The 22,070-nt window shown below is 63.0% G+C and carries 23 protein-coding genes; 11 read left to right on the top strand and 12 right to left on the bottom strand.

The window, feature by feature from the left end:
• Nucleotides 1-339: 339 nt before the first annotated feature.
• From AQUI_RS31290 to AQUI_RS0117190, 5 genes are all read right to left on the bottom strand, one after another.
• Complete coding sequence (locus AQUI_RS31290; RefSeq protein ID WP_169730805.1) at nucleotides 340-504, bottom strand: hypothetical protein; 165 nt, start codon at nucleotides 502-504, stop codon at nucleotides 340-342.
• Nucleotides 505-666: 162 nt separating this feature from the next.
• Nucleotides 667-861 carry a hypothetical protein gene (locus AQUI_RS31555; protein ID WP_211236031.1) on the bottom strand — a complete coding sequence of 65 codons (195 nt, stop codon included), beginning with the start codon at nucleotides 859-861 and terminating at the stop codon, nucleotides 667-669.
• Between the two features lie 226 nt (nucleotides 862-1,087).
• Nucleotides 1,088-2,365: a phosphopyruvate hydratase gene (eno, locus tag AQUI_RS0117200; protein ID WP_027258615.1), complete on the bottom strand. Its 1,278-nt coding sequence runs from the start codon at nucleotides 2,363-2,365 to the stop codon at nucleotides 1,088-1,090.
• A 184-nt stretch (nucleotides 2,366-2,549) separates the two neighbouring features.
• Nucleotides 2,550-3,443: a DMT family transporter gene (locus tag AQUI_RS0117195; protein ID WP_027258614.1), complete on the bottom strand. Its 894-nt coding sequence runs from the start codon at nucleotides 3,441-3,443 to the stop codon at nucleotides 2,550-2,552.
• Between the two features lie 254 nt (nucleotides 3,444-3,697).
• Nucleotides 3,698-4,111 carry a Fur family transcriptional regulator gene (locus AQUI_RS0117190; protein WP_027258613.1) on the bottom strand — a complete coding sequence of 138 codons (414 nt, stop codon included), beginning with the start codon at nucleotides 4,109-4,111 and terminating at the stop codon, nucleotides 3,698-3,700.
• A gap of 349 nt (nucleotides 4,112-4,460) precedes the next feature.
• Here AQUI_RS0117190 and AQUI_RS0117185 point away from each other — a divergent pair, with 349 nt between their 5' ends.
• Nucleotides 4,461-5,777 (top strand): DEAD/DEAH box helicase, encoded by a 1,317-nt coding sequence (locus AQUI_RS0117185; RefSeq protein ID WP_035920056.1) that lies wholly within the window; start codon nucleotides 4,461-4,463, stop codon nucleotides 5,775-5,777.
• 277 nt (nucleotides 5,778-6,054) lie between these two features.
• On the opposite strand, the gene AQUI_RS0117180 is transcribed toward AQUI_RS0117185, so the two are convergent.
• Together AQUI_RS0117180 and AQUI_RS0117175 are read right to left on the bottom strand one after the other, a co-directional pair.
• Nucleotides 6,055-6,759 carry an endonuclease/exonuclease/phosphatase family protein gene (locus AQUI_RS0117180; protein WP_027258611.1) on the bottom strand — a complete coding sequence of 235 codons (705 nt, stop codon included), beginning with the start codon at nucleotides 6,757-6,759 and terminating at the stop codon, nucleotides 6,055-6,057.
• Between the two features lie 155 nt (nucleotides 6,760-6,914).
• A complete protein-coding gene (locus AQUI_RS0117175; RefSeq protein ID WP_027258610.1) occupies nucleotides 6,915-8,333 on the bottom strand; it encodes a protein adenylyltransferase SelO in 1,419 nt (472 codons plus the stop codon).
• Nucleotides 8,334-8,405: 72 nt separating this feature from the next.
• Here AQUI_RS0117175 and AQUI_RS0117170 point away from each other — a divergent pair, with 72 nt between their 5' ends.
• Nucleotides 8,406-8,825, top strand: a complete 420-nt coding sequence (locus AQUI_RS0117170) for a cupin domain-containing protein (RefSeq protein ID WP_027258609.1) — start codon at nucleotides 8,406-8,408, stop codon at nucleotides 8,823-8,825.
• A 45-nt stretch (nucleotides 8,826-8,870) separates the two neighbouring features.
• On the top strand, nucleotides 8,871-9,773 hold the full coding sequence (locus AQUI_RS0117165; protein WP_027258608.1) for a fatty acid desaturase: 903 nt from the start codon (nucleotides 8,871-8,873) through the stop codon (nucleotides 9,771-9,773).
• Between the two features lie 81 nt (nucleotides 9,774-9,854).
• On the opposite strand, the gene AQUI_RS0117160 is transcribed toward AQUI_RS0117165, so the two are convergent.
• Nucleotides 9,855-10,964, bottom strand: a complete 1,110-nt coding sequence (locus AQUI_RS0117160) for an anhydro-N-acetylmuramic acid kinase (protein WP_027258607.1) — start codon at nucleotides 10,962-10,964, stop codon at nucleotides 9,855-9,857.
• Between the two features lie 141 nt (nucleotides 10,965-11,105).
• On the opposite strand from AQUI_RS0117160, the gene tyrS reads away from it, so the two are divergent.
• Nucleotides 11,106-12,362 carry a tyrosine--tRNA ligase gene (gene tyrS / locus AQUI_RS0117155; RefSeq protein WP_027258606.1) on the top strand — a complete coding sequence of 419 codons (1,257 nt, stop codon included), beginning with the start codon at nucleotides 11,106-11,108 and terminating at the stop codon, nucleotides 12,360-12,362.
• Between the two features lie 402 nt (nucleotides 12,363-12,764).
• Here the strand turns inward: tyrS and AQUI_RS31285 are convergent, their stop codons facing one another.
• A complete protein-coding gene (locus AQUI_RS31285) occupies nucleotides 12,765-12,902 on the bottom strand; it encodes a hypothetical protein (protein WP_169730804.1) in 138 nt (45 codons plus the stop codon).
• Nucleotides 12,903-12,948: 46 nt separating this feature from the next.
• On the opposite strand from AQUI_RS31285, the gene AQUI_RS0117145 reads away from it, so the two are divergent.
• The 3 genes from AQUI_RS0117145 (at nucleotide 12,949) to AQUI_RS0117135 (ending at nucleotide 15,499) form a co-directional block, all read left to right on the top strand.
• Entirely contained in the window at nucleotides 12,949-13,875 is a 927-nt protein-coding gene (locus AQUI_RS0117145) for a GNAT family N-acetyltransferase (protein WP_027258605.1), read from the top strand.
• Nucleotides 13,876-13,964: 89 nt separating this feature from the next.
• Nucleotides 13,965-14,720, top strand: coding sequence for an SDR family NAD(P)-dependent oxidoreductase (locus AQUI_RS0117140; protein ID WP_027258604.1), 756 nt, complete (start codon nucleotides 13,965-13,967; stop codon nucleotides 14,718-14,720).
• Nucleotides 14,721-14,944: 224 nt separating this feature from the next.
• Nucleotides 14,945-15,499: a sugar O-acetyltransferase gene (locus AQUI_RS0117135; protein WP_027258603.1), complete on the top strand. Its 555-nt coding sequence runs from the start codon at nucleotides 14,945-14,947 to the stop codon at nucleotides 15,497-15,499.
• Nucleotides 15,500-15,644: 145 nt separating this feature from the next.
• Here AQUI_RS0117135 and AQUI_RS0117130 read toward each other — a convergent pair whose 3' ends face one another.
• From AQUI_RS0117130 to AQUI_RS0117120, 3 genes are all read right to left on the bottom strand, one after another.
• Nucleotides 15,645-17,453, bottom strand: a complete 1,809-nt coding sequence (locus tag AQUI_RS0117130; RefSeq protein ID WP_035920054.1) for an ABC-F family ATP-binding cassette domain-containing protein — start codon at nucleotides 17,451-17,453, stop codon at nucleotides 15,645-15,647.
• Nucleotides 17,454-17,522: 69 nt separating this feature from the next.
• Nucleotides 17,523-18,266 carry a GNAT family N-acetyltransferase gene (locus AQUI_RS0117125; RefSeq protein ID WP_027258601.1) on the bottom strand — a complete coding sequence of 248 codons (744 nt, stop codon included), beginning with the start codon at nucleotides 18,264-18,266 and terminating at the stop codon, nucleotides 17,523-17,525.
• A gap of 85 nt (nucleotides 18,267-18,351) precedes the next feature.
• A complete protein-coding gene (locus tag AQUI_RS0117120; RefSeq protein WP_027258600.1) occupies nucleotides 18,352-18,825 on the bottom strand; it encodes an outer membrane protein assembly factor BamE in 474 nt (157 codons plus the stop codon).
• A 101-nt stretch (nucleotides 18,826-18,926) separates the two neighbouring features.
• Here AQUI_RS0117120 and AQUI_RS0117115 point away from each other — a divergent pair, with 101 nt between their 5' ends.
• The 4 genes from AQUI_RS0117115 (at nucleotide 18,927) to AQUI_RS0117100 (ending at nucleotide 22,031) form a co-directional block, all read left to right on the top strand.
• A complete protein-coding gene (locus tag AQUI_RS0117115; RefSeq protein ID WP_027258599.1) occupies nucleotides 18,927-19,463 on the top strand; it encodes a YceD family protein in 537 nt (178 codons plus the stop codon).
• A gap of 223 nt (nucleotides 19,464-19,686) precedes the next feature.
• Entirely contained in the window at nucleotides 19,687-19,893 is a 207-nt protein-coding gene (gene rpmF / locus AQUI_RS0117110) for a 50S ribosomal protein L32 (RefSeq protein WP_008558107.1), read from the top strand.
• 36 nt (nucleotides 19,894-19,929) lie between these two features.
• Nucleotides 19,930-21,042 (top strand): phosphate acyltransferase PlsX, encoded by a 1,113-nt coding sequence (plsX, locus tag AQUI_RS0117105; RefSeq protein WP_027258598.1) that lies wholly within the window; start codon nucleotides 19,930-19,932, stop codon nucleotides 21,040-21,042.
• 17 nt (nucleotides 21,043-21,059) lie between these two features.
• A complete protein-coding gene (locus AQUI_RS0117100) occupies nucleotides 21,060-22,031 on the top strand; it encodes a beta-ketoacyl-ACP synthase III (protein ID WP_027258597.1) in 972 nt (323 codons plus the stop codon).
• The last annotated feature ends 39 nt before the right edge of the window (nucleotides 22,032-22,070 follow it).

The following is a 22,070-nucleotide window of genomic DNA, read 5'->3' as shown; positions in this document are numbered from 1 at the left end:
AGCGGCATCCCCGCCAAGCGGGTAGTATCCCGGCCCGCTGCACCCTAGCAGTACTGAAAGACCCACAAGAACTGCCAATCTCCGTAAACCTCGATATGACATGGTGGTCTCTCCTCTCCCGCGGTAACAACCGGACCGCGTAAGACAGAGATAACATGTCCGTGATGGACCGTCTGTGAACCGGGCCACACAAGCAGCTCCCGCCCGTACACGCAGCGTCAGAGAAACCCGCGCTCGCGGAACCCGGCAAACTTACGCAAAGAAAGGCACGTTTCCCGCCATCTTCAGGCAGGCAAGGTAAGCTGCAGTCAGGAAAGCAAAGAGGCCAGGATCTGCTGATCAGGAGACAAGCGGTGTCAGGCAATCGCTGGCATCAAGATCCTGAACCGGGTCCGACGGCCCGCATTCTTCGCCACTGATAGGATAGGTATCGGGTGCGGTACAGGCTGCAAGCAGCAGCTGCAGGGATACAAGTGAAAGGACGATAAAACGCGCGGGTGTCATGACAAGCTCCTGCTTTGAAAGTTCAGCTGCAGAATGCCTGCTCCGGCACGGCCGGGAATTGATGCAGGTCAACGCCCGTCCATGACCTTGCGGAAGGCGTTCCCTGTCAAAAACTGCCCATGACAGGGAAGAATTGGCAACCCTGCCTTATCCCAAAGGATGTCAAAACGGCGAACATTTCTTTCTGACCGCCCGCTCCAGATTCTTGACCTGTTTGCTGGCCCGTCCGCGGGGGGTCAGGGCATCAGCTTCGGCCTGGCGGTGGATGCCGTCTGTCCAGGAAAGGAACAGCAGCGTTTTGATGTCTTCATCCAAGATGTCATCGGCCAGCTTGTAGGTGCAGGTGCACAGATTCATTCCAGGCCCGTCTCCCTGCATCCGGGCGGCAAGTGCCTTGCAGGTTTCTTCGGCGCCAGGAGCTGCAGAGGCTGAAGCTGCGGCAGCGACGGCCGGCGCAGCAAAGGAAAGTGTTTTCATAAGGCGACCCGAACGTCCTTAAAGAAAACCCCCGGCCCTTTCCGGAGCCGGGGGCTGCTGTGCCCCAGCCTTGCCGGGACACAGTGCAATGGTCAAGCGGCTGCGATCAGCGCTTCAGGATCGAACGGCCTGCGTATTCGGCCACTTCACCCAGCATTTCCTCGATCCGGATCAGCTGGTTGTACTTGGCGAGCCGGTCGGAGCGCGCCAGTGAGCCGGTTTTGATCTGGCCGCAGTTGGTGGCAACCGCGAGGTCGGCAATGGTGGCATCCTCGGTCTCGCCAGAGCGGTGCGACATCACGTTGGTGTAGCGCGCACGATGCGCCATATCGACCGCCTTCAGGGTCTCGGTCAGGGTGCCGATCTGGTTGACCTTCACCAGCATCGAGTTGGCGCAGCCGCGCTCGATACCCTCGGCAAGGCGGGCCGGGTTGGTCACGAACAGGTCGTCGCCCACCAACTGCACCTTGTCGCCGATCTCCTGGGTCAGCGCTTTCCAGCCGTCCCAGTCATCTTCGCCCATGCCGTCCTCGATCGAGATGATCGGGTAGTCGTTCACCAGTGCCGCCAGATAGGCCACGTTCTCTTCCGACGACAGCGATTTGCCTTCGCCGGACAGGACGTATTTGCCGTCCTTGTAATATTCGGTCGCAGCACAATCGAGCGCCAGGTAGATTTCCTCGCCCGGCTTGTAGCCCGCCTTTTCGATGGATTTCAGAACAAAATCCAGCGCTTCGCGGGTGGAGGCAATGTTGGGGGCAAAGCCGCCTTCGTCACCGATCCCGGTCGACAGGCCTGCCGCCGACAGCTCTTTCTTCAGGGTGTGGAACACCTCCGAGCCCATGCGCACCGCGTCGCGGATGTTGTCCGCGGCCACCGGCATGATCATGAATTCCTGAATGTCGATCGGGTTGTCGGCATGCTCGCCGCCGTTGATGATGTTCATCATCGGCACCGGCAGGACGCGCGCCGAGGTGCCGCCGATATAGCGGTACAGCGGCTGGGTGGTGAAATCGGCAGCTGCCTTGGCCACCGCCATCGACACGCCCAGGATCGCATTGGCGCCCAGGCGGCCCTTGTTCTCGGTGCCGTCGAGCTCGATCATCGCCATATCCACGGCAACCTGCTCACAGGCGTCAAAGCCGACCAGCTCTTCAGCGATCTCGCCGTTCACCGCGGCAACCGCTTCCAGCACGCCCTTGCCCATGTAGCGGGAATTGTCGCCGTCGCGCTTTTCCACCGCCTCATAGGCGCCGGTCGAGGCACCCGAGGGCACGGCGGCTCGGCCCATGGTGCCGTCTTCCAGGATCACGTCGACCTCAACCGTCGGGTTGCCCCGGCTGTCGAGGATCTCACGGGCGTGAATGTCGATAATGGTGCTCATCTGTCCATCCTTGGTTTGGCCTGAAAGCGGCGCGTTCTGTTGCCAGCGTCATACCAGCCGCGGCGGAAATGTAAACCGGGCTCGTTATCGCTAACACGCATGAAAGCGGCGATTTAGGGCTAACATTGCCTTGTTTGCGCCAACAGGATTGAACGATTGCGCGCAGCGCCTGCGGCCTAAGACCTCAGGCCGCAGCAGCCGCTGCGCGCCACGCCCGCCGGGCCAGCCGCTGCTCCCGGACAAAGGTATAAAGACCGGAAGCGATAATAAGCGCCGACCCTGCCAGGGTCAGGGTATCAGGACGCTCACCGAAGACAATGACGCCTGCAAGGATCGAAAACAGCAGCCGTGTATAGCGGAACGGCGTCACCGCCGAAGCATCGCCAACCCGCATCGCCGTCACGATACCGTAATAGCCCAGCACCCCGAACAGCACACCCCCGGCCATCATCATCCACTCGCCGCCCTCCAGTGCCTGCGCGTCGCCCGGCGTGAAGATCAGCAGCAATACCCCCGCCGGGATGACCGCCATGAACGCTTGAAAGCTCAGCACGGTAGAAGGCACTCCGGCATCCATTGTGCGGGTCATCAGATCGCGGGCCGCGACCCCCAGCACTGCCACCACCACCAGCAGCGCCGCCGGTTCAAACCCGTCCAGTCCGGGCCGGATAATCAGCAGCACCCCGGCAAAGCCCAGACAGATCGCCAGCCAGCGGCGCCAGCCAACATCCTCTTTCAGAAACAGCGCCGCGCCCATGGTGATCACCAAGGGCGTTGCCTGAAACACCGCGGCCACAGTCGAGATATCCACCAGCGCCAAAGCCGAGGCAAACCCCATGGCTGATACCGCCTCGGACGCAGCCCGCATCACCGGCTTCTTCCGCCAGGCGCGCGCCGCAAGCAGCCTGTGCCCCTGCAACTTGGCCATCACCGCAAAGACCAGCCCGCTGCCCAGGCCCAGGAAAATCAGGATCTGCCCCACCGGCAAGGTGCCCGACAGGCGCTTGATGAACATGTCTTCAAGGGTGAAAAAGGCCATCGAGGCAATGACCAGCAAAATGCCATGCAGGTTGTTCATAAGCGCGCGTCCCGTATTACGGTCCGGCGGCACGCCGGGCCATCCGGGCAAAAAACATCAGTGCCCTGGCGCGGGCAACTCCGTTTCCGACCCGGTTTCATGACAAGACGTGAGCATGCATATCAATTCCCGTGATGTAATGTATTGCTCCAATCGCAGGTGCAGCCGGAATTTTGCGAAAATTCCCGCCAGAAAAACACGTGTTTTCCTAGCCGTTTTCCCCGCAGGAAAACGGCCGTACGCAAACCGGCGGTTCACTCCGCCTTGCGCGGCACCCCGTACAGCTCCAGCTTATGGCCGCGCAGTTCATAGCCCAGCTTGCGGGCGATCCGTTCCTGCAGCTCCTCGATCTCCGGGTCGCAGAACTCAATCACCTCACCGGTGTTCATGTCGATCAGATGGTCGTGGTGATCCCTTTCAGCATCCTCGTAACGCGCACGCCCGTCGCCGAACTCCAGCCGTTCCAGTATGCCTGCCTCCTCGAACAGTTTCACCGTGCGGTAGACGGTGGCGATGGAGATCGCCGCATCCTTCGCGCTGGCGCGGGCATACAACTCTTCGACATCCGGGTGATCACCGCTGTCCTGCAGCACCTGGGCAATCACCCGGCGCTGGCCGGTCATACGCAGCCCCTTGGCTTCGCAACGGGCGATAATCGGCTTTGGCATCGATGGTCCTCGCGGTTTTCTGGTCTTCCTCTTTAGCGGATGCAGTCTGCGCCGAAAACAGGCTTTTCGCCGGCATCAATGGTTGACAACCGGCTTATCCACAGTCATTTGGCACCCAGGCATCCCTCCCTGCCGCGTGAGCAGAGACCAAGACCGGCCGCGGCGCATACGCGCAACCAGACGCCGGAGGTCAAGTGATATGCCGCCATTCCCAAAATCACGCGTGGGGATTGCAGAGGCCAGCGGCCTGGCATCCGGCCAGCGCGCGCCCGAGGTCCCTGCCCCGCAAGAAACCGCTGTTCTCAGCGGACCCGGCCCGTGCTGACGCAGGGCTGTGAAAGGACGATACGTGACTGAATTTTCGACCATGGGGCTTCCTGAAAAGCTCCTCGCCCGGCTCCACGACCTGGGCCTCAATGACCCCACCCCGATCCAGGCCCGCGCCATCCCGCATGCGCTCAACGGCCAGGACGTGCTGGGTCTGGCGCAAACCGGCACCGGGAAGACCGCCGCATTTGGCGTGCCGCTGATTGCACAGATGATGCAATACGGCCGCAAGCCCGCTGCCAACACCGTGCGCGGCCTGGTGCTGGCGCCGACCCGCGAGCTGGCCAACCAGATCGCAGCTACCCTGAAAGGCCTCACCGAAAACACCCCGATGAAAGTCGGCCTGGTGGTCGGCGGCGTCTCCATCAACCCGCAGATCTCCCGCATTGCCAAGGGCACCGACATCCTGGTCGCCACCCCGGGCCGTCTGATCGACATCCTGGACCGCGGCGCGCTGGATCTGGGTTCCTGCGACTTCCTGGTGCTGGACGAAGCCGACCAGATGCTGGACCTCGGCTTCATCCACACCCTGCGCAAGATCGCAGCCCTGCTGCCGACCGAACGTCAGACCATGCTGTTCTCGGCCACCATGCCCAAGCAGATGAACGAGATCGCCAACTCCTACCTGCAAAGCCCGGTCCGGATCGAGGTTTCGCCTCCGGGCAAGGCCGCCGATAAGGTCACCCAGTCGGTGCATTTCATCGCCAAGGCGGAAAAGCTGAGCCTGCTGAAAGAGCTGCTGGCCGACCATAAAGACGAGCGCGCACTGGTCTTCGGCCGCACCAAACACGGTATGGAAAAGCTGATGAAGGTGCTGGACAAAGCAGGCTTTGCCGCCGCGGCCATCCACGGCAACAAATCCCAGGGCCAGCGCGAGCGCGCCCTTGCCGCTTTCAAATCGGGCGACATCAAGGTTCTGGTCGCCACCGATGTGGCCGCCCGCGGCCTGGATATCCCTGACGTAAAACACGTCTACAACTACGAACTGCCCAATGTGCCGGACGCTTATGTGCACCGCATCGGCCGCACCGCGCGCGCGGGCAAGGACGGCGCCGCCATCGCGTTCTGCTCACCCGATGAAATGGACGAACTGAAGGCGATCCAAAAAGTGATGAAAATCACCATCCCCGTCGCTTCGGGCCGCGCCTGGGAAGCGCTGCCGGATCCCGCGGCGGCTGGCAAGCCCGGCGGCCGTCCCGGCGGACGCCGCGGCGGCGGCTTCGGCGGCGGCAAACCCGGCGGCCAGCGCCGCCGCGGCGGTGGCGGTGGCGGTGGCAAACCCCAAGGTGCAAGCGCCGGCGGCGGCCAGCGCGGCGGCCAGAAACAGCGCGCGCGCTAATCCTGCCCGTGCTTGCCTGGACCAAGGACGGCGTCAGCGCTGTTCACCCTTAGTGCGGAACAGCCCAGTAAACACGCAAACCGGCGCTTAAGGACAACCCGCCCTTAGGCGCCTCTCAGCAGTGAGTAACGTTTCGGAAGCTGTCCGGGCGACAGTTTCCGTTTCGAACGGGCGGAGCTCCCCCGCGCTGCGCAGCAGCGCCCGGCCCAAGCCAGACAGAGAATTGCCCAAAGCAATTCATCCGGTAAGGCGCGGGAGCCACGCCCCCGCCGCCGCATCACACGACCCGCAAATCCGCCCAGACCGGCAAATGGTCCGACGCTATATGCGCCGGCCGCGCCCCATGCACCCCATGCGCCAGCGCCTTCAATCGCCGGCAATGTGCAATCCGGTCCAGCGCTCCCAAAGGCCGCAGAGCAGGAAAACTCGCCTTGGGCGGCAGAAACGTCAGCCCCGGGGCGATATGCTGCAGCACAGTCCCCCGCGACCACTCATTGAAATCCCCCGCCAGCACCACCGCACTGTCCTCGCGTTGTGCTGCACGGGCCAGGGCATGCATCTGTTCACGCCGCGCCCGCCCGGTCAGCCCAAGATGAGCCCCGATCACCCGCACCGGACCCAGCGCCGTTTCAAGCAGCACCCAGACCGCGCCTCGCGGCTCCAGCCCAGGCAGCGGGATATGTCCCTTGTCCAGAAGCTTCACCCCATCTTTGAAAAGCACCGCATTGCCGTGCCAGCCAAGCGACCCTGCCCCGCCCAGATCCGCCGCCAGCCATCCTGTTTCCTCAACAAGGAAATGCGGCAGCGCTGCAGGCCGTGGCGGCAGGCGCTTGTCGGCCTCCTGCAGCACCACGATATCCGCGCCCAGCCCTGCCATTACCTGCAATGTGCGTTCAGGACGGCGGCGCAGGTCCAGGCCGATGCATTTCTGGATATTATAGGTGGCAACCCGCAGCGTGTCCTGCGGCGGTCGATTGAGCATCCGGTCTCTCCAGGCCTGTCCTGAGTTTGGCGCAGGACGCATCTGAAACACAACTGTCATCCCGCCGCAGGCGTGGCCGGGGGGGGCTGCCCGCCCCCTCTTGAGCCTGCGGCTCAATTCACCCCTGGAGGTTTTTGAAATCAGAAAGAAGCGGATCAGGTCCCGCAGAAGGTCGCCTGCACCACTTCTTCCGGTGCGGGCGGGCGTTGCAGATCCGTGTGTTCCGGCTGGTCCGCAAAAGGGTTGGTCAGAACCGTATTCAGCCGGTGAAACAGCGCAAAGTCACCTGCCACGGCGGCGGCAATCATCTCTTCGATGCGGTGGTTGCGCGGGATGAAGGCCGGGTTGGCAGCCCGCATCACGGCCTGCGGGTCCGGCTCCTCCGCCAGCCGCGCCTGCCAGCCTTCGGCCCAGGTATCAAAAGCCGCCGGATCGGTGAACTGATCCCGTGCCGTGCCCTTAGCCAGCGCGCGGAAACTGTTGGTGAAATCGCTCTGGTTTTCCGCCATCCGCTCCAACAGGCCAGTGACCAGCTCCAGGTCATTTTCCTGCGTCGTAGTGATCCCCAGCTTGGCTCGGAACCGGGTCAGCCAAGCCTCTTCGGTCAATTGCGGCATCGAATGCACGATTTCGGTCGCCTCCTCGACGCCTGCCTGCGGGTCGTCCAGCTGCTGGATCAGCGCGGTCGCCAGCTGTGCCAGGTTCCAAACCGCTATTGAAGGCTGATTGGCATAGGCATAGCGCCGCCCCCGGTCGATCGAGGAAAACACCGTATGCGGGTGGTAGACATCCATGAAGGCGCAAGGGCCATAGTCGATTGTCTCGCCCGAGATTGCGGAATTGTCGGTGTTCATCACACCATGGATAAATCCCACGCCCATCCAGGCCGCAATCAGCTTGGCCTGCGCATCGCGCACCGCACGCAGCAGCCCCATGGCACCATCCGCTTCCGGGTAATGGCGACCAATCGCGCAGCCCGTCAGCTGCCGCAGGCTGTGTTTGTCGCCGCGCGCCGCGAAGATCTGAAACGTCCCCACCCGCAGATGGCTGGAGGCCACCCGTGTCAGCACCGCACCGGGCAGAGCCCCTTCGCGCCAGACGGTCTCGCCGGTCTCCACCGCCGCCAATGCGCGGGTGGTGGGGATGCCAAGCGCATGCATCGCCTCGCTGACCACATATTCGCGCAGCACCGACCCCAGCCAGGCACGGCCATCGCCGCCGCGGGAATACGGCGTGCGGCCCGAGCCCTTCAGCTGGATGTCGCGCCGTTTGCCGTCCGTTCCGACAGTCTCACCCAACAGGATCGCCCTCCCGTCGCCAAGCTGCGGATTATAGGTTCCGAACTGGTGCCCGGCGTAGATCTGCGCCAGAGGATCAGCTCCCTCCGGCACCAGGTTGCCGCCGAAGACCTCCGCCATCTCCGCCGCGTCGCCCGGGCTTATGCCCATCACCCGGGCCAGATCCTCGTTGAAGGCAATCAGCCTGGGCGCCTTCACCGATTGCGGCACCAGTTTGGAGTAGAACTGCCCAGGCAGGGCAGCATATGTATTGTCGAAGGGGATCGTGAGTGTCATGGCCCAAACATATGCGCCGGATACAGATTTACCAGCGCCAAAGAGGCCAAGAACCACAGGGAGTTTGCCGCAATGACCGCCGATCAGATCATCCAGCACCTGGGCCTGCAGCAGCACCCGGAGGGCGGCTGGTACCGGGAAACCTGGCGGGCGGAGAATGAAGGCCGGCCCGCAGGCACCTGTATTTACTTCCTTTTAAAGGGCGGCGAGAACAGCCATTGGCACCGGGTCGATGCGTCTGAGATTTGGCTTTTCCATGCCGGTGCGCCGCTGGTGCTGTCGATGGCGGAAACAGCGGAAGGCCCGGCGCAGGACCACTTGCTGACCCCTGATCTGATCAAAGGCGCGCCGCAGCAGATCGTGCCCGAAGGTCACTGGCAGGCCGCCCGCACAACCGGGGACTACACATTGGTGAGCTGCACTGTATCGCCCGGCTTTCAGTTCGAAGGATTTGAACTCGCTGCGCCTGGCTTTGACATCCCGCGTGGTTGATCCCGCCTCTTGCGGCGAATCAAAAGACTGGACAAGACTGTCCATATGTCTGCGCATATGGATCACACCGCCCTTATCAAGTCGCTGCCACCGGAGACCAAAGCGTCTCTGACCACCCGTTCCGATGCTGCGGGGCTGCAGCACCTTGCGCTGTACCTTGCCGCAATGGCTGTATGCACCACAGGCATTGCGCTGCAAGTGCCCTTCTGGCCGTTCTTGATGCTGCCTCAGGGGGTGCTGTTGGTTTTCCTGTTTACCCTCAGCCACGAATGCACCCACCAGACCCCTTTCCGCAGCAAGTGGCTGAACGAGGCCGCAGGCCATGTCTGCGCCCTGGCCATGGCGCTGCCTTTTATCTGGTTCCGCTACTTCCACCTGGCGCATCACAAGTTCACCAATGACCCCGAAAGCGACCCCGAGTTGGAACACGGGCCGCGCCCGGAGACCGTTCCGCAATGGTTCAAATACCTCAGCGGCTGGGGCTATTGGCGCGGCATGGCGGGGACCCTCTGGCGCAACGCCTTTGGCACCATTGATGCCCCGTACCTGCCGGAACGCCGTCACGCGCACATGCGGCTGGAGGCGCGGGTGCTGCTGGCGGTCTACGCCGCCGCGCTGCTGAGCCTGCTGGCGTCACCGCTGGTTTTGTGGCTGTGGCTTGTGCCGCTGCTGATCGGCCAGCCGTTCCTGCGCGCCTATCTCTTGGCAGAACACGGGCTCTGTCCGCCTGTTGCCAACATGCTGGAAAACTCCCGCACCACCTTCACCAACCGTCTGGTGCGTTTTCTGGCCTGGAACATGCCCTATCATGCCGAGCATCATTCCTTTCCGAATGTGCCCTTCCACCAGCTGCCCGTGTTCCATGAGATCACGCAGGCGCATCTGAAGTCGACTTCGGATGGGTATCGGGATTTCTCAGCAGATTATCTCCGGCAGATCTCCCGCTGACCGGTCGACAAAGGCCGCACAAATTTCTTCAAAGAAATTTGACAAGAAACTTCCAAGTTTCTTGTCCCCCAAGTCTCCATCTCACGCCCCCGGAACGCTAACCACACCGCCGCCGACGCAAGCCCGCACACCGGTGGTGCCGGGTGCCGATGTCGCCATCCCGCGTGCAACCCGCACCGCTAGATGCGCAAAGGCCTGCGCCTCCAGCATGTCGCCGTCCAGGCCTGCGTCCTCAACCGGCTTCACCGCACAATCGAGCGACACCCGCAGCATCTCCATCAGCACCGGATTATGCCGCCCGCCGCCTGTGACCAGAACCGCTTCTGGCGGCTCCGGGCAATGCTCCATCCCTTGCGCCACGCTGGCCGCACACATGGCGATTAAGGTCGCTGCCGCGTCGGCATCGCTCAACTCCTTCACCAGCCCCACCATCTCGGCAAAATCATTCCGGTCCAGTGATTTAGGCGGCATTCTTGCAAAGTATGGCTCTGCCAGAAACAGCTCCAGCGCACCGGCTTCCACAGTGCCGGAGCGCGCCACCTTGCCATCCGCATCCCAAGGGATGCCCAGCCGCTCCTGCACCAGATCATTGACCGGCGCATTAGCCGGACCAGTGTCGAAGGCCAGCAGCGCGCCGGGCTCCTCAGGCCGCTCAAACCGCGGGTCCACATAGGTGAGGTTGCCGACCCCGCCGAGGTTCAGAAAGCACAGCGGCCTTTCGGCGCCGATGTATTTTGCACAGGCAAAGTGAAAGAACGGCGCCAGCGGTGCGCCCTCGCCGCCCATCGACACATCATCCGAGCGGAAATCCCAGACCACCGGCTTGCCCAACCGTTCGGCCAGGGCCGCGCCGTCGCCCACCTGCAGGGTGCCTTGCCGCCGCGGCGCATGGGCCAGGGTCTGACCGTGAAAACCGATGATCTCCACATCCCCGAACTCCGCCAGCGCCGCCGCATGGGCCGCGTCGCAGACCTCTGCCGCGGCGTCCACCTCCACCCCGGTCCATTTGCCCAGGCCGGCGCGCAGTATGCTGCGTTCCTCCGCCGAGTATTCGCGGTAGCTGCTCTCGCCAAATTCGTGAATGCGCGCGCCGTCGCTCACCACCACCGCCGCATCCACCCCGTCCAGCGAGGTGCCGCTCATCGCGCCCAGTGCTCTGACCGCACCCGTTTTTGCTATGGCCTTGCTCATGGCCCTGCCCCTTCCAAGGATCCGGACCGTCCCGCCCGTTGCCAACAATACTACAGCGCATATTTTGCCGGGAAAACAGGTTCCAACCGGCGCCAATGCGATTTATAGGGCATGGTGCAAAATCATAGACCGAGGCATGTTATGACCTACACACCGAAATCGGATTTCGTCGCAGTCATGATGGAACGCGGGTTCCTCGCGGACTGCACCGATTATCAGGGCCTGGACGAGGCTCTGCTGCAAGGTGTGCGCCCGGCCTATATCGGCTTTGACGCAACAGCGAAATCGCTGCACGTCGGCTCGCTCATCCAGATCATGATGCTGCGCTGGTTCCAGAAAACCGGCCATCAGCCGATCACCCTGATGGGTGGCGGCACCACCAAGGTGGGCGACCCCTCCTTCCGCGCCGATGAACGCCCGCTGCTGACCGAGGCGCAGATCGACGACAATATCGCGGGCATCAAGAAGGTGTTCTCCGCCTACATCGACTATGACAGCGACGCGCCGAACAAGGCGTTGATGCTGAACAACGCTGAATGGCTGGACAGCTTGAACTACCTGGAATTCCTGCGCGACATCGGCCGCCATTTCTCGGTGAACCGGATGCTGGCATTCGAAAGCGTCAAATCACGCCTTGACCGCGAGCAGTCGCTCAGCTTCCTCGAATTCAACTACATGATCCTGCAGGCCTATGACTTCATGGAGCTGAACAACCGCTACGGCTGCATCCTGCAGATGGGCGGCTCGGATCAATGGGGCAATATCGTCAACGGTATCGACCTCACCCGCCGCACCATCGACCATGAGGTCTATGGCCTCACCTCGCCGCTGCTGACCACTTCGGACGGCAAGAAGATGGGCAAGTCGCAGGACGGCGCGGTCTGGCTCAACCCCGAGATGCGTTCCCCTTATGAGTTCTGGCAGTTCTGGCGCAACACTACCGACGCCGACGTGGGCCGGTTCCTGAAACTCTACACCGAACTTCCAGTGGAGGAGTGCGAGCGCCTCGGCGCGCTGGCAGGGTCCGAGGTCAACGCTGCAAAGGTGATCCTGGCCAATGAGGTCACCACCCTTTGCCACGGCGCCGAGGCTGCAGCGGCAGCAGAAGCAACCGCCCGCGAAGTGTTCGAGAAAGGCGGCATCGGTGACGACCTCCCCACCCTGTCGCTGTCCTCAGAGGATCTGGGCGACGGCATTTCCATTGTGCAGCTGATCGTGAAATCCGGTCTCGCCAAATCCGGCAAGGACGCCAAGCGCCTGATTTCCGAGAACGGCGCCAAGATCGACGACCAGCCGCTGACTGATGCGGGCCTGATGATCGACGCAGGTGCGCTGTCCTCGCCGATCAAGCTGAGCGCGGGCAAGAAGCGCCACGCCCTGGTCCGGCTGGACGGCTGAGCAGGCTGAACAGGCCGGAATGACACAATACAGGGGAGCCGCCGCGCTCCCTTTTCTATTTGCAGCAAGCCCTCCCGCCCATTCCAGCCCCATCATAGATGGGCCTTCATGGTTGGGCATGGCGCCGCGCAGCCGCGCGGCGCGGTCGCGCTTCCTTCAAGGCACACGCCGGAACAGGCCAGCGCCGGGTCAAGGACGGCGCAGCCGCCGTGCGCAGCACGGTTTATCCTTGAGGCGGGGATGGCCAGGGTAAACTCAAACAGGCGCCTTGAGGGCAAACCTGCCCTTAAGCGCCTCTCAGCCAACTTCCTTGCGCTGCAACGCGGCGCCACGCCCAGGGCCGCACAAAGGCGTATTGGCGAGCCAATGCGCCTGCGGGCGCGGGAGCCCTCCCGGCAGCCTCTATAACAGCACCTTTTCAACCAGCGTCAGCACCAGAAACACCGGCACCGACAGCCCGATGGCAATCAGCAGCGCCGCTGCCTTGGTCATCCGCGGGGCAGCTGCCGCCTGCCCCATGATCTGTTTTGTTTGCTTCATGCCGGAAGTTAACCATGATTTAGGTTTCCACCGCGTTAATGGCCTCATGTTCGACAGTGCCCCCGATCCCGATATCCCCGCAGCGGCCACCAGCCGCCCCCAGCCCCGCGCCCTCCAGCAATCGCCGGAGTTTGCCCGCGCGCTGATGGCCTGCGGGCAGGACCCGCTGATGCTGGAAGACGCACAGAACCTGCTGGTTTTGCATCGCCGCCTGCCTGGCGGGCTGCGCCTGGCGATGGTGAACCGGGCGGATTTGAGAAACACCGCGCCCCTGATGGCAGCCTTGCGCGCGCGCGGGCTGGGCCGCACCCCGCTGATCCTGTCGCCGGAAACACCCGCGCCGCAGCTCGCCCGCCTTGGTGCGGTGCCGCTTGTCACCCCGGCGCATGCGGCGCTTTGGGATCTGACCGGCGACCCCGAACAGCGCCGGACAGCCCTGCACCAGAAATGGCGCAACCGTCTGAACCACGGCAAATCCCAGGGCCTGCGCCTCACCCGGCAGAACTTGCCGCACGACCCGCGCCACTGGCTGTTTGCGGCCGACGCCAAACAGCAAACCGCCCGCGGCTACCGCAGCTGGCCCCTCCCCCTCACCCTCGCCTATGCGCGCGAAAACAAAGGCAAGGCCAAGCTGTTCCAGGCGTTCGAGGGCAAGGACCCGGTCGCCGCCATCCTGATCCTCACCCATGGCAGCAGCGCCACCTATCACATCGCGCATACCACCGCGCGCGGCAAACAGCTCAGCGCCCATCCCCTGTTGCTGTGGGAGGCCGCATGCTGGCTTGCCGCCAAGGGCATCTGCCGCCTCGACTTTGGCTTAATCGATACCGGGCGCGCGCCTGGGCTTGCCCGATTCAAACTCGGCACCGGCGCCAAGGCGCACCGCCTGGGTGGAACCTGGGGCCTTTGGCCGCCTTTGGGCCGTCTTTTACGCCCCCTGACACTGCTGGACCGGCGGCAGATGGGCGCCTGACCGCCCCGCGACGTCCCGTCCCGCTGGACAGATGCAGGCCGCCTCCATTATATGAACGAATGTTCAGATAACCGGGAGGAGCCCCGCTCATGAAACTTGCAGACACCGCTGCCATTGTCACCGGCGCCGCCTCGGGCCTGGGCGAGGCCACTGCCCGCTACTTTGCCGAACAAGGCGCCCAGGTCACCATCCTGGACCGCGACGCCGACCGCGGCGCCTCGGTCGCGCAGGAAATCGGCGGGCATTTTGCCCAAACCGATGTCACCAGCGAAGAGTCCGTCAATGCTGCAATCGCCCATGCGGTGGAAAAGATGGGCAAGATCACGGCCTGCGTGAATTGCGCCGGCATCGCCATTGGCGCCAAGACCGTCGGCAAGGACGGCGCCCATCCGCTCGATGCCTACAAGCGCACCATCGACATCAACCTGGTCGGCACTTTCAACGTCGCCCGCCTCGCTGCAGTGGAAATCGCCAAGAACACCCCCGACGCAGACGGCGCCCGCGGGGTGATCATCAACACCGCCTCCATCGCGGCCTTTGACGGCCAAAAGGGCCAGGCCGCCTATGCCGCTTCCAAGGGCGGCGTGGCCGGCATGTGCCTGCCGATGGCGCGCGATCTGGCGTCCTCGGGCATCCGGGTGATGACCATCGCCCCCGGCATCTTCATGACGCCTATGCTGGCCGGCCTGCCGGAAGAGGTGCAGCAGCAGCTGGCGGCAGACGTGCCGAACCCCGCCCGCCTGGGCGACCCGGGCGAATACGGACGTCTGGCAGGCTTCATCGTCGAGATGGGCTACCTCAACGGCGAGGTTATCCGCATCGATGGCGCCTTGCGGATGCGCTGAACCGCCTGCCGCTGCTTGCCGGTCACACACTCGAAATGGCGTCTTCAGGGCAAACCTGCTCCTGAAGCGCTTCTCAGCAAAAACTTTCAGCGTTGCGCAGCAACGCGCGGCCCAAGGCCGCACAAAGGCGCGTTGGCGCAGCCAAGGCACCTGCGGGCGCGGGAGATTCCCCCGGTCATTGACAATCCCCCGTGCCAGCCATTCACTCTCTCACGGAGGCCCCGATGAGCAAAACCGAACGGCAGAAAATGCTGGCTGGCGACTGGTACTGTTGCCAGGACAGCGAACTGGGGGCGTTGCGGTATCAGGCCCGCACCGCGGTGCATCAGCACAACACCGCACCGCTCGATCCCGCCGCCCAGTTCAGCCCGGCCCTGGCAAAACTCTTTGCCGGCCACGGCGCAAACTGCCTGATCGAAGCGCCGTTTCATTGCGCTTATGGCATCAACATCACCCTCGGCCACAACGTCTATTTGAACGCCGGCTGCACCATTCTGGACACCGCAGCCGTCACTATCGGCGACGGCACCATGCTGGGGCCGAATGTGCAGATCTACTGCGCCCAGCACCACATGGACAGGGCGTTGCGCGCCCAGGGGCTGGAGATCGCCCGCCCCGTCACCCTGGGTACCGACGTCTGGATCGGCGGCGGCGCGATCCTTTTGCCGGGAGTTACCATCGGTGATGGCGCCATCGTCGGAGCCGGCGCGGTTGTGACCAGGGACGTCGCGGCTGGTGAAACCGTAACCGGCAATCCCGCGCGTCCTCGGCGCAAGTAATCAAAAGTTCAAGGCAGCGGCCGCCACCTTAACCTGCAATTCAAATTTCCTGATAAATTCCAAAATTTTACGGCAACATCTTTGACCAAATGTTTCGCGCGCGAAACATTTGGTCAGCCTTGCTGTCCTAACCGGAACAACCGCCTCAGCCTTCGGCCTTTTCCTCCAGCAGCAGCCATTCTTCCTCGGCCGCGGCCAGTTTCTCCTGCCGCTCGACCAGCGCCTCGGTCGCCTTCTTGAATTTGACCGGCTCGCGGCTGAACAGCTGCGGATCCGCCATCAGCTCCTGCAGCTTGGCGATCTCCGCTTCCAGCCGCTCAATCTCGCCCGGCAACGCCTCCAGCCGGTGTTTTTCCTTGAAGCTGAGGCCGTCCTTGGGCTGGCTTTCCTGCTTGGGCTTAGGCTTCGAAGGCTTCACCTTCTCAGGCCGGTCAGCCGCCTCCAGCGGACCGCGCTGCGCCAGGTAATCGCTCCAGCCGCCGGCATAGGCGGTGGCCTGGCCATTGCCCTCCATAGCAATTGTGGTGGTCGCCACCCGGTCCAGGAAATCCCGGTCGTGGCTGACCAGCAGCACGGTGCCGTCGTAGTTGTCCAAGAGCTCCTGCAGCAGGTCCAGCGTCTCCACGTCCAGGTCGTTGGTCGGTTCATCCAGAACCAGCAGGTTCGAGGACCGCGCCATCAGCCGTGCCAGCAGCAGCCGCGCCTTTTCGCCGCCTGAGAGCGACCGTACAGGAGCGCGTGCCTGGCGTTCGTCGAACAAGAATTCCTTCAGATAGCCCACCACATGTTTCGGCTGGCCGCGCACCATCACCTGATCCGCCTTGCCGGAAATTCCCAGCAAGGGATCGGCAGTCAGATTCTCCCACAGGGTCGCATTGCCATCCAGCTGATCGCGGGTCTGATCGAACAGCGCAAGTTCCAGATTGGTGCCCTGCTTCACCGAACCGAAATCCGGCTCTTCCAACCCCAGCAGCATCTTCAGCAGCGTGGTCTTGCCTGCCCCATTGGGACCGACAAAAGCCACCCGGTCGCCGCGCTGCACCTTCAGCGAAAAATCCCTGACGATCTCTTTGCCGCCAAACGCCTTGCCAAGGCCCTCGGCCTCGATCACCTTGCGGCCCGATTTCGGCCCCGCATCCAGCGCCATCTCTGCCGCCCCCTGGCGCTTGATCTGGCTGCTGCGTTCGGATTTCAGATCCTGCAGCGCCCGCACCCGGCCCATGTTGCGCTTGCGGCGGGCGGAAATCCCCTCCACCGCCCAGCGGCTTTCCGATTTGATCAGCCGGTTCAGCTTGTGGCGCTGCTGGTCTTCCTCGTCCCACAACTTGTCGCGCCAAGCCTCAAAATGCTCAAACCCCTTTTCCTGACGGCGCACTTCGCCGCGGTCCACCCACAGCGTCGCCTTTGTCAGCGCCCGCAGGAACGCCCGGTCGTGCGAGATCAGCACAAAGGCCGCCCGGGTGGCCTTCAGCTCGTTCTCCAGCCAGGTGATCGCCTCGATATCCAGGTGGTTGGTCGGCTCGTCCAGCAGCATCAGGTCCGGCGCCTCGGCCATCAGCTTGGCCAGCGCCGCACGGCGCCGTTCGCCGCCCGATGCGGTTTCAACGGGCCGCGCCGGGTCGAATTTCAACCCTTCGCCCGCGCGCTCCACCTTGTACATCTCGCCGGGGTCCAGCGCGCTGGCGGCAAAATCGCCCAGCGTCGCAAAGCCCGTCATCTGCGGATCCTGTTCCATGTAGCCGACGGATTTGCCCGGCGGCACCACGATCGCGCCCTTATCCGCTTCAACAATCCCTGCCATCACCTTCATCAGGGTGGATTTTCCCGACCCGTTGCGGCCCACCAGGGCAACGCGGTCGCCTGGCTGGACCACCAGATCGAGATCGGAAAAAACCGGATCGCCCCCAAACGTGAGGAAAATGCCGGACATCTGCAAAAGAGGAATACGTGCCATGCCAGCCAGCTACCCCGGCGGCAGAATCGCGTCAACGCTGCTTCTTCATCTTTTCAAAAATACTCAAATTCACCCGGCAACCGCCCTGAGCAGCCGCTTGCGGGCAGCAGGAATGGCCCCGATCTCCAGCCCGGTGAACACATGCAGCGTGTTCATACGGGCATCGGCCACCGCATGATCGCTGACCCAGCCGCCCATCAGCAGATAGCTGCGCAGCAACGGCGGCATGTGCAGCAGCGCCTTTTTCGCATCCGGCTTCCTCCGCAGCCGCGCAGCAAAGCGGAACACCTCCGGCGCCTTCACCTGCGGGCGCCAGCAAGGCGGCGCCAGATGCCGGTGTTTAAGCAATGCAAAAGCGTCAAGGTATTCTGCCGTGGCAGTGCCGGCAAAAGACGTGCAGCCAAACAGCATCTGAATAGCGTTTGCATCAACAAAAACAGTTACCGCCCCCCAGGCAACGCGCAGGATATCCGGATCGTGCCAATCGGGGTGGATGCAGAACCTGCCCAGCTCCGCCATCCGGCCCTGGAACTCTTGCAAGCCAGGCAGATCATAAAACTGCGCCGAATAGCTGCGGCCCAGCTCCGCGCCGTCCCTCAGCGCCAGCAGCCGGAAACAGCAGACCAGAAAACCGGTCTGCGCCTCCTCCACCAGCACATGCACGCAGGCCGCATCATAAGCGTCGCAATCGGTGCCGCCGGTGCGAAAGCACTCTGTGCGCAGTGCCTGCGCCGCCGCCACATCCGCCAGCCCCGCCGCCAGGCGGGCGCGGTAACATCCCTTGTGCAAAAGCACGTCCGGCTCCGCTGCCATCGCGGCCTCCCCCCTCTCCGGCTCAGCCCTCAACATAAGCGCAGTGACAGCCCGGTGAAGCCCGCTGGACCGGCAGCCCCCAGCCTTATTGGTCCTGCAGGAACTGATCGGGGCCGAAGTTGCCCAGGCTGCCCAAGAGCTGGCGCAGGAACGTGTTGTCCTGCACGCTGGAGCTGGTCACCCGGCGTTCCAGCGGCACCACCTTGCCGTCTTCCAGGCTGAACCGTTCAATCCCCTGCACTACCCCGGCGGTGTCAAAGCTGATCGCGACCAGATCGCGTGCCACCGGTTTCGGGGCTGCGGCGCCGTAGTGGCGGAACCGGGTCGCCACGTAATAATAGCCGCTGTCGTTCAGCACGCCGGTTGAAGACGGGATGCCGACGCTTTCGGCCACCGAATCCCGTGTGTCGATCCCCGGAACCACTTCGGCCAACTGGTCCGGTGTCGGCACATACCCGTGCTTGCGGTAAATCGACGAACAGGCCGCCAGTGCCAGCCCCGCCGCAGCAAAAACCGCTCCGCGCAGAACCGACTTGAAGTGTAATGCCTTAGCAACCATGACTGCCCCCCGGCCTTATGCCGCAATGCGCGGCTTGAATACGTCTTTGAACCCGATTACCTAATGACCGCTTCCGGTTCAAGAAACGAAAGTCCCCGATTATGTCTGAGAGCACCGCACTGCGGGTGGCGGATCTGCCGCAAAACACCCCGACCGCCTTTGAAATTGTCCCGGATAAAGCAGATCTGGCCGCACTGGCAGCCGAGCTGGGAGTGAACGCCCTGCGCAAAACCCGCTTTACCGGCGAGATCAAGGCGCTTGGCAAACGCGACTGGCAGCTGACCGGATCTTTGGGCGCCACTGTGGTGCAGGACTGTGTGGTGACACTGGAGCCGGTGACCACACGGATCGAGGAAAAAGTCAGCATCACTTACCTCTCCCGCATGGAGGTCCCGGAAGAAGACGAGGCGGAAATGCCCGAGGATGACAGCACCGAGGCACTTGGCAGCCATATCGATCCGGGCGCCGTGATGGCCGAGGCGCTGGCGCTGCATATCCCCGTCTACCCGCGCAAAGACGGTGCCGAACTGGGCGAAGCGGTCTACACCAAGCCGGGTGCCGAACCGATGCGTGACGAGGACGCCCGCCCGTTTGCCGGTCTTGGCGCGCTGCGCGGGCTGTTGAAAGACGAAGACTAAGCCGGAATTTCCGCTCTTGCGGAAATTGCATCTGGAACCGGCGGCGGTGCTGCCCTAAAAAACACCTTGCGCCGCCGGAGATTCGCAGTATTTTCGCGCGCTCATCGGAATTTTTGGTTGGACAATGCTTGGGCAGGCGCCTAAACGCACGTCAGACTGATCGAACAGAACGCAATCGCGCCGCGGGGATGGCCCCAAGGCCCAAACAGACAAAGGTTGAGACATGGCCGTCCAACAGAATAAAGTATCCAAATCGCGCCGCAACAACCGCCGCGCGCACGATGCACTGGTTGCTGCAAACCCGAACGAATGCGGCAACTGCGGCGAGCTGAAGCGCCCGCACCACGTATGCCCCTCCTGCGGCCATTACGACGACAAGGAAATCGTCGCAGCGGCTGACGAGATCGAGATCGACGAAGACGCGGCATAAGCCACGGACAGGATCTGATGCCAGGCAGGCTTTCGCATGACGGGTAAACCCGATCAAAATCAGGCAGAAGCCGGCCGCATCACCATTTCTGTTGACGCCATGGGCGGAGACGCCGGCCCCGCTGTTGTGGTGGCCGGCATTGCCATGTCGGCAGAAAAGAACCCGGATATCGGGTTCATCCTGCACGGCCCCGCCGAACAGCTGAAACCGCTGGTCGCCAAAAAGCGCACCCTCAAGGGCCGCGTTGAGATCCGCGACACCCGCGACGTTGTCACCATGGAAGACAAACCCTCCCAGGTGATGCGCAACGGCAAGGGCACCTCGATGTGGTCGGCGCTGGATGCAGTCAAGAACGGCGAGGCCGCAGGAGCTGTATCCTGCGGCAATACCGGCGCGCTGATGGCGCTGTCGATGCTGCGCCTGCGCAGGCTGCCCGGCGTCAACCGGCCCGCCATCGCCATTCTGTGGCCGTCGCTGAACCCGCAGGGCTTCAACGTGATGCTGGATGTCGGCGCCGACGTCAAAGCGGACGCCGAGGACCTGCTGCAATACGCGCTGATGGGCACCTCCTACGTGCGCAATTCCATGGACATTGCCCGCCCGCGGGTGGGCTTGCTGAACGTGGGCACCGAAGAGCACAAGGGCAGTGCCGTGCTGAAAGAGGCCCATGCGCTGATTGCGGACAATGCGGCGCAATCGAGCTATGAGTTTGTGGGCTTTGTCGAAGGCAGCGATATCCCCGGCAACACCGCTGATGTGATTGTCACCGACGGCTTTACCGGCAATGTGGCGATCAAGACCGGCGAAGGCACAGCGCGGGTGATGCGCACGGCATTGCGGGAGGCGTTTGAATTCTCCTTCCTGTCAAAAATTGCCGCTGTTCTGGCGATGACCTCGTTGAAACGGCTGTCAAAACGGATGGACCCGCGGCGGGTCAACGGCGGCGTGTTCCTGGGGCTTAACGGCACTGTGGTCAAATCCCACGGCGGCGCTGATGCCATGGGGGTGTCCGCTGCGGTAAAGCTGGCGTTCCGGCTGGCACAGCATGGATTCGCCGAAAAACTGGCTGCGCGGGTTGCATCTGCCGGTGCGCATACCCAAGATGATACTGCCCCCCGCGAGACGCGGGCGGCCACCGAAAAAGATTAAAATAGGCAGGCAATCGAATGACGCGACGCGCGGTAGTTGTTGGCACAGGACACTATCTCCCCGAACGGGTGGTTAAAAACGCGGAATTCGAAGCCACGCTGGATACCACGGATGAATGGATCCGCAGCCGGTCTGGCATCGAACGCCGCCATTTCGCCGCCGAAGGGGAAACCACATCGGATATGGCCGCCAAGGCAGCAACACGCGCTTTGGCGGATGCAGGGCTGACGGCAGATGATGTGGACGCCATCATCGTGGCAACCTCGACCGCCGACCTGACCTTTCCCTCTGCTGCCACAATGGTGCAGTCCAAGCTGGGCATGACAAAAGGCTTTGCCTTTGACGTCCAGGCCGTCTGCGCCGGGTTTGTCTATGCGCTCAGCAACGCCAATGCGCTGATTGCCTCGGGCCAGGCAGAACGGGTGCTGGTCATCGGCGCCGAGACATTCAGCCGGATCATGGATTGGACCGACCGCGGCACCTGTGTGCTGTTCGGTGATGGCGCAGGTGCTTTGCTGCTGGAAGGCCAGGAGCTGGCCGGCACCAACAAGGACCGCGGCATCCTGTCGACCGACCTCAATTCGGACGGGCGGTACAAGGATCTCTTGTATGTGGACGGCGGGGTCTCCACCCAGTCGACCGGCCATCTGCGCATGCAGGGCAACCAGGTGTTCCGCCACGCGGTGGAAAAACTCGCCTCCACCGCGAACACGGCGCTGGACAAGGCCGGGCTTGCGGCCTCGGATGTGGACTGGATCGTGCCGCATCAGGCCAATATCCGCATCATCCAGGGCACCGCCAAGAAAATGGGCCTCAGCATGGACAACGTGGTGGTAACTGTGCAGGATCACGGCAACACCTCAGCCGCCTCAATTCCGCTTGCCCTGTCTGTCGGCAAAGAGCGCGGCCAGATCAAAGAAGGCAATCTGATCGTGACCGAAGCCATCGGCGGCGGCCTCGCTTGGGGTGCTGTTGTGGTGCGCTGGTAACCCCGCAATCTTAATTTCCGCCCGAAACACCCGGCGCAA

The organism is Leisingera aquimarina DSM 24565 (assembly GCF_000473165.1).
GTDB classification, from domain to species: domain Bacteria; phylum Pseudomonadota; class Alphaproteobacteria; order Rhodobacterales; family Rhodobacteraceae; genus Leisingera; species Leisingera aquimarina.
Note: the sequence above shows the minus strand (reverse complement) of the source record. Positions and strands in the feature narration are given on the sequence as shown.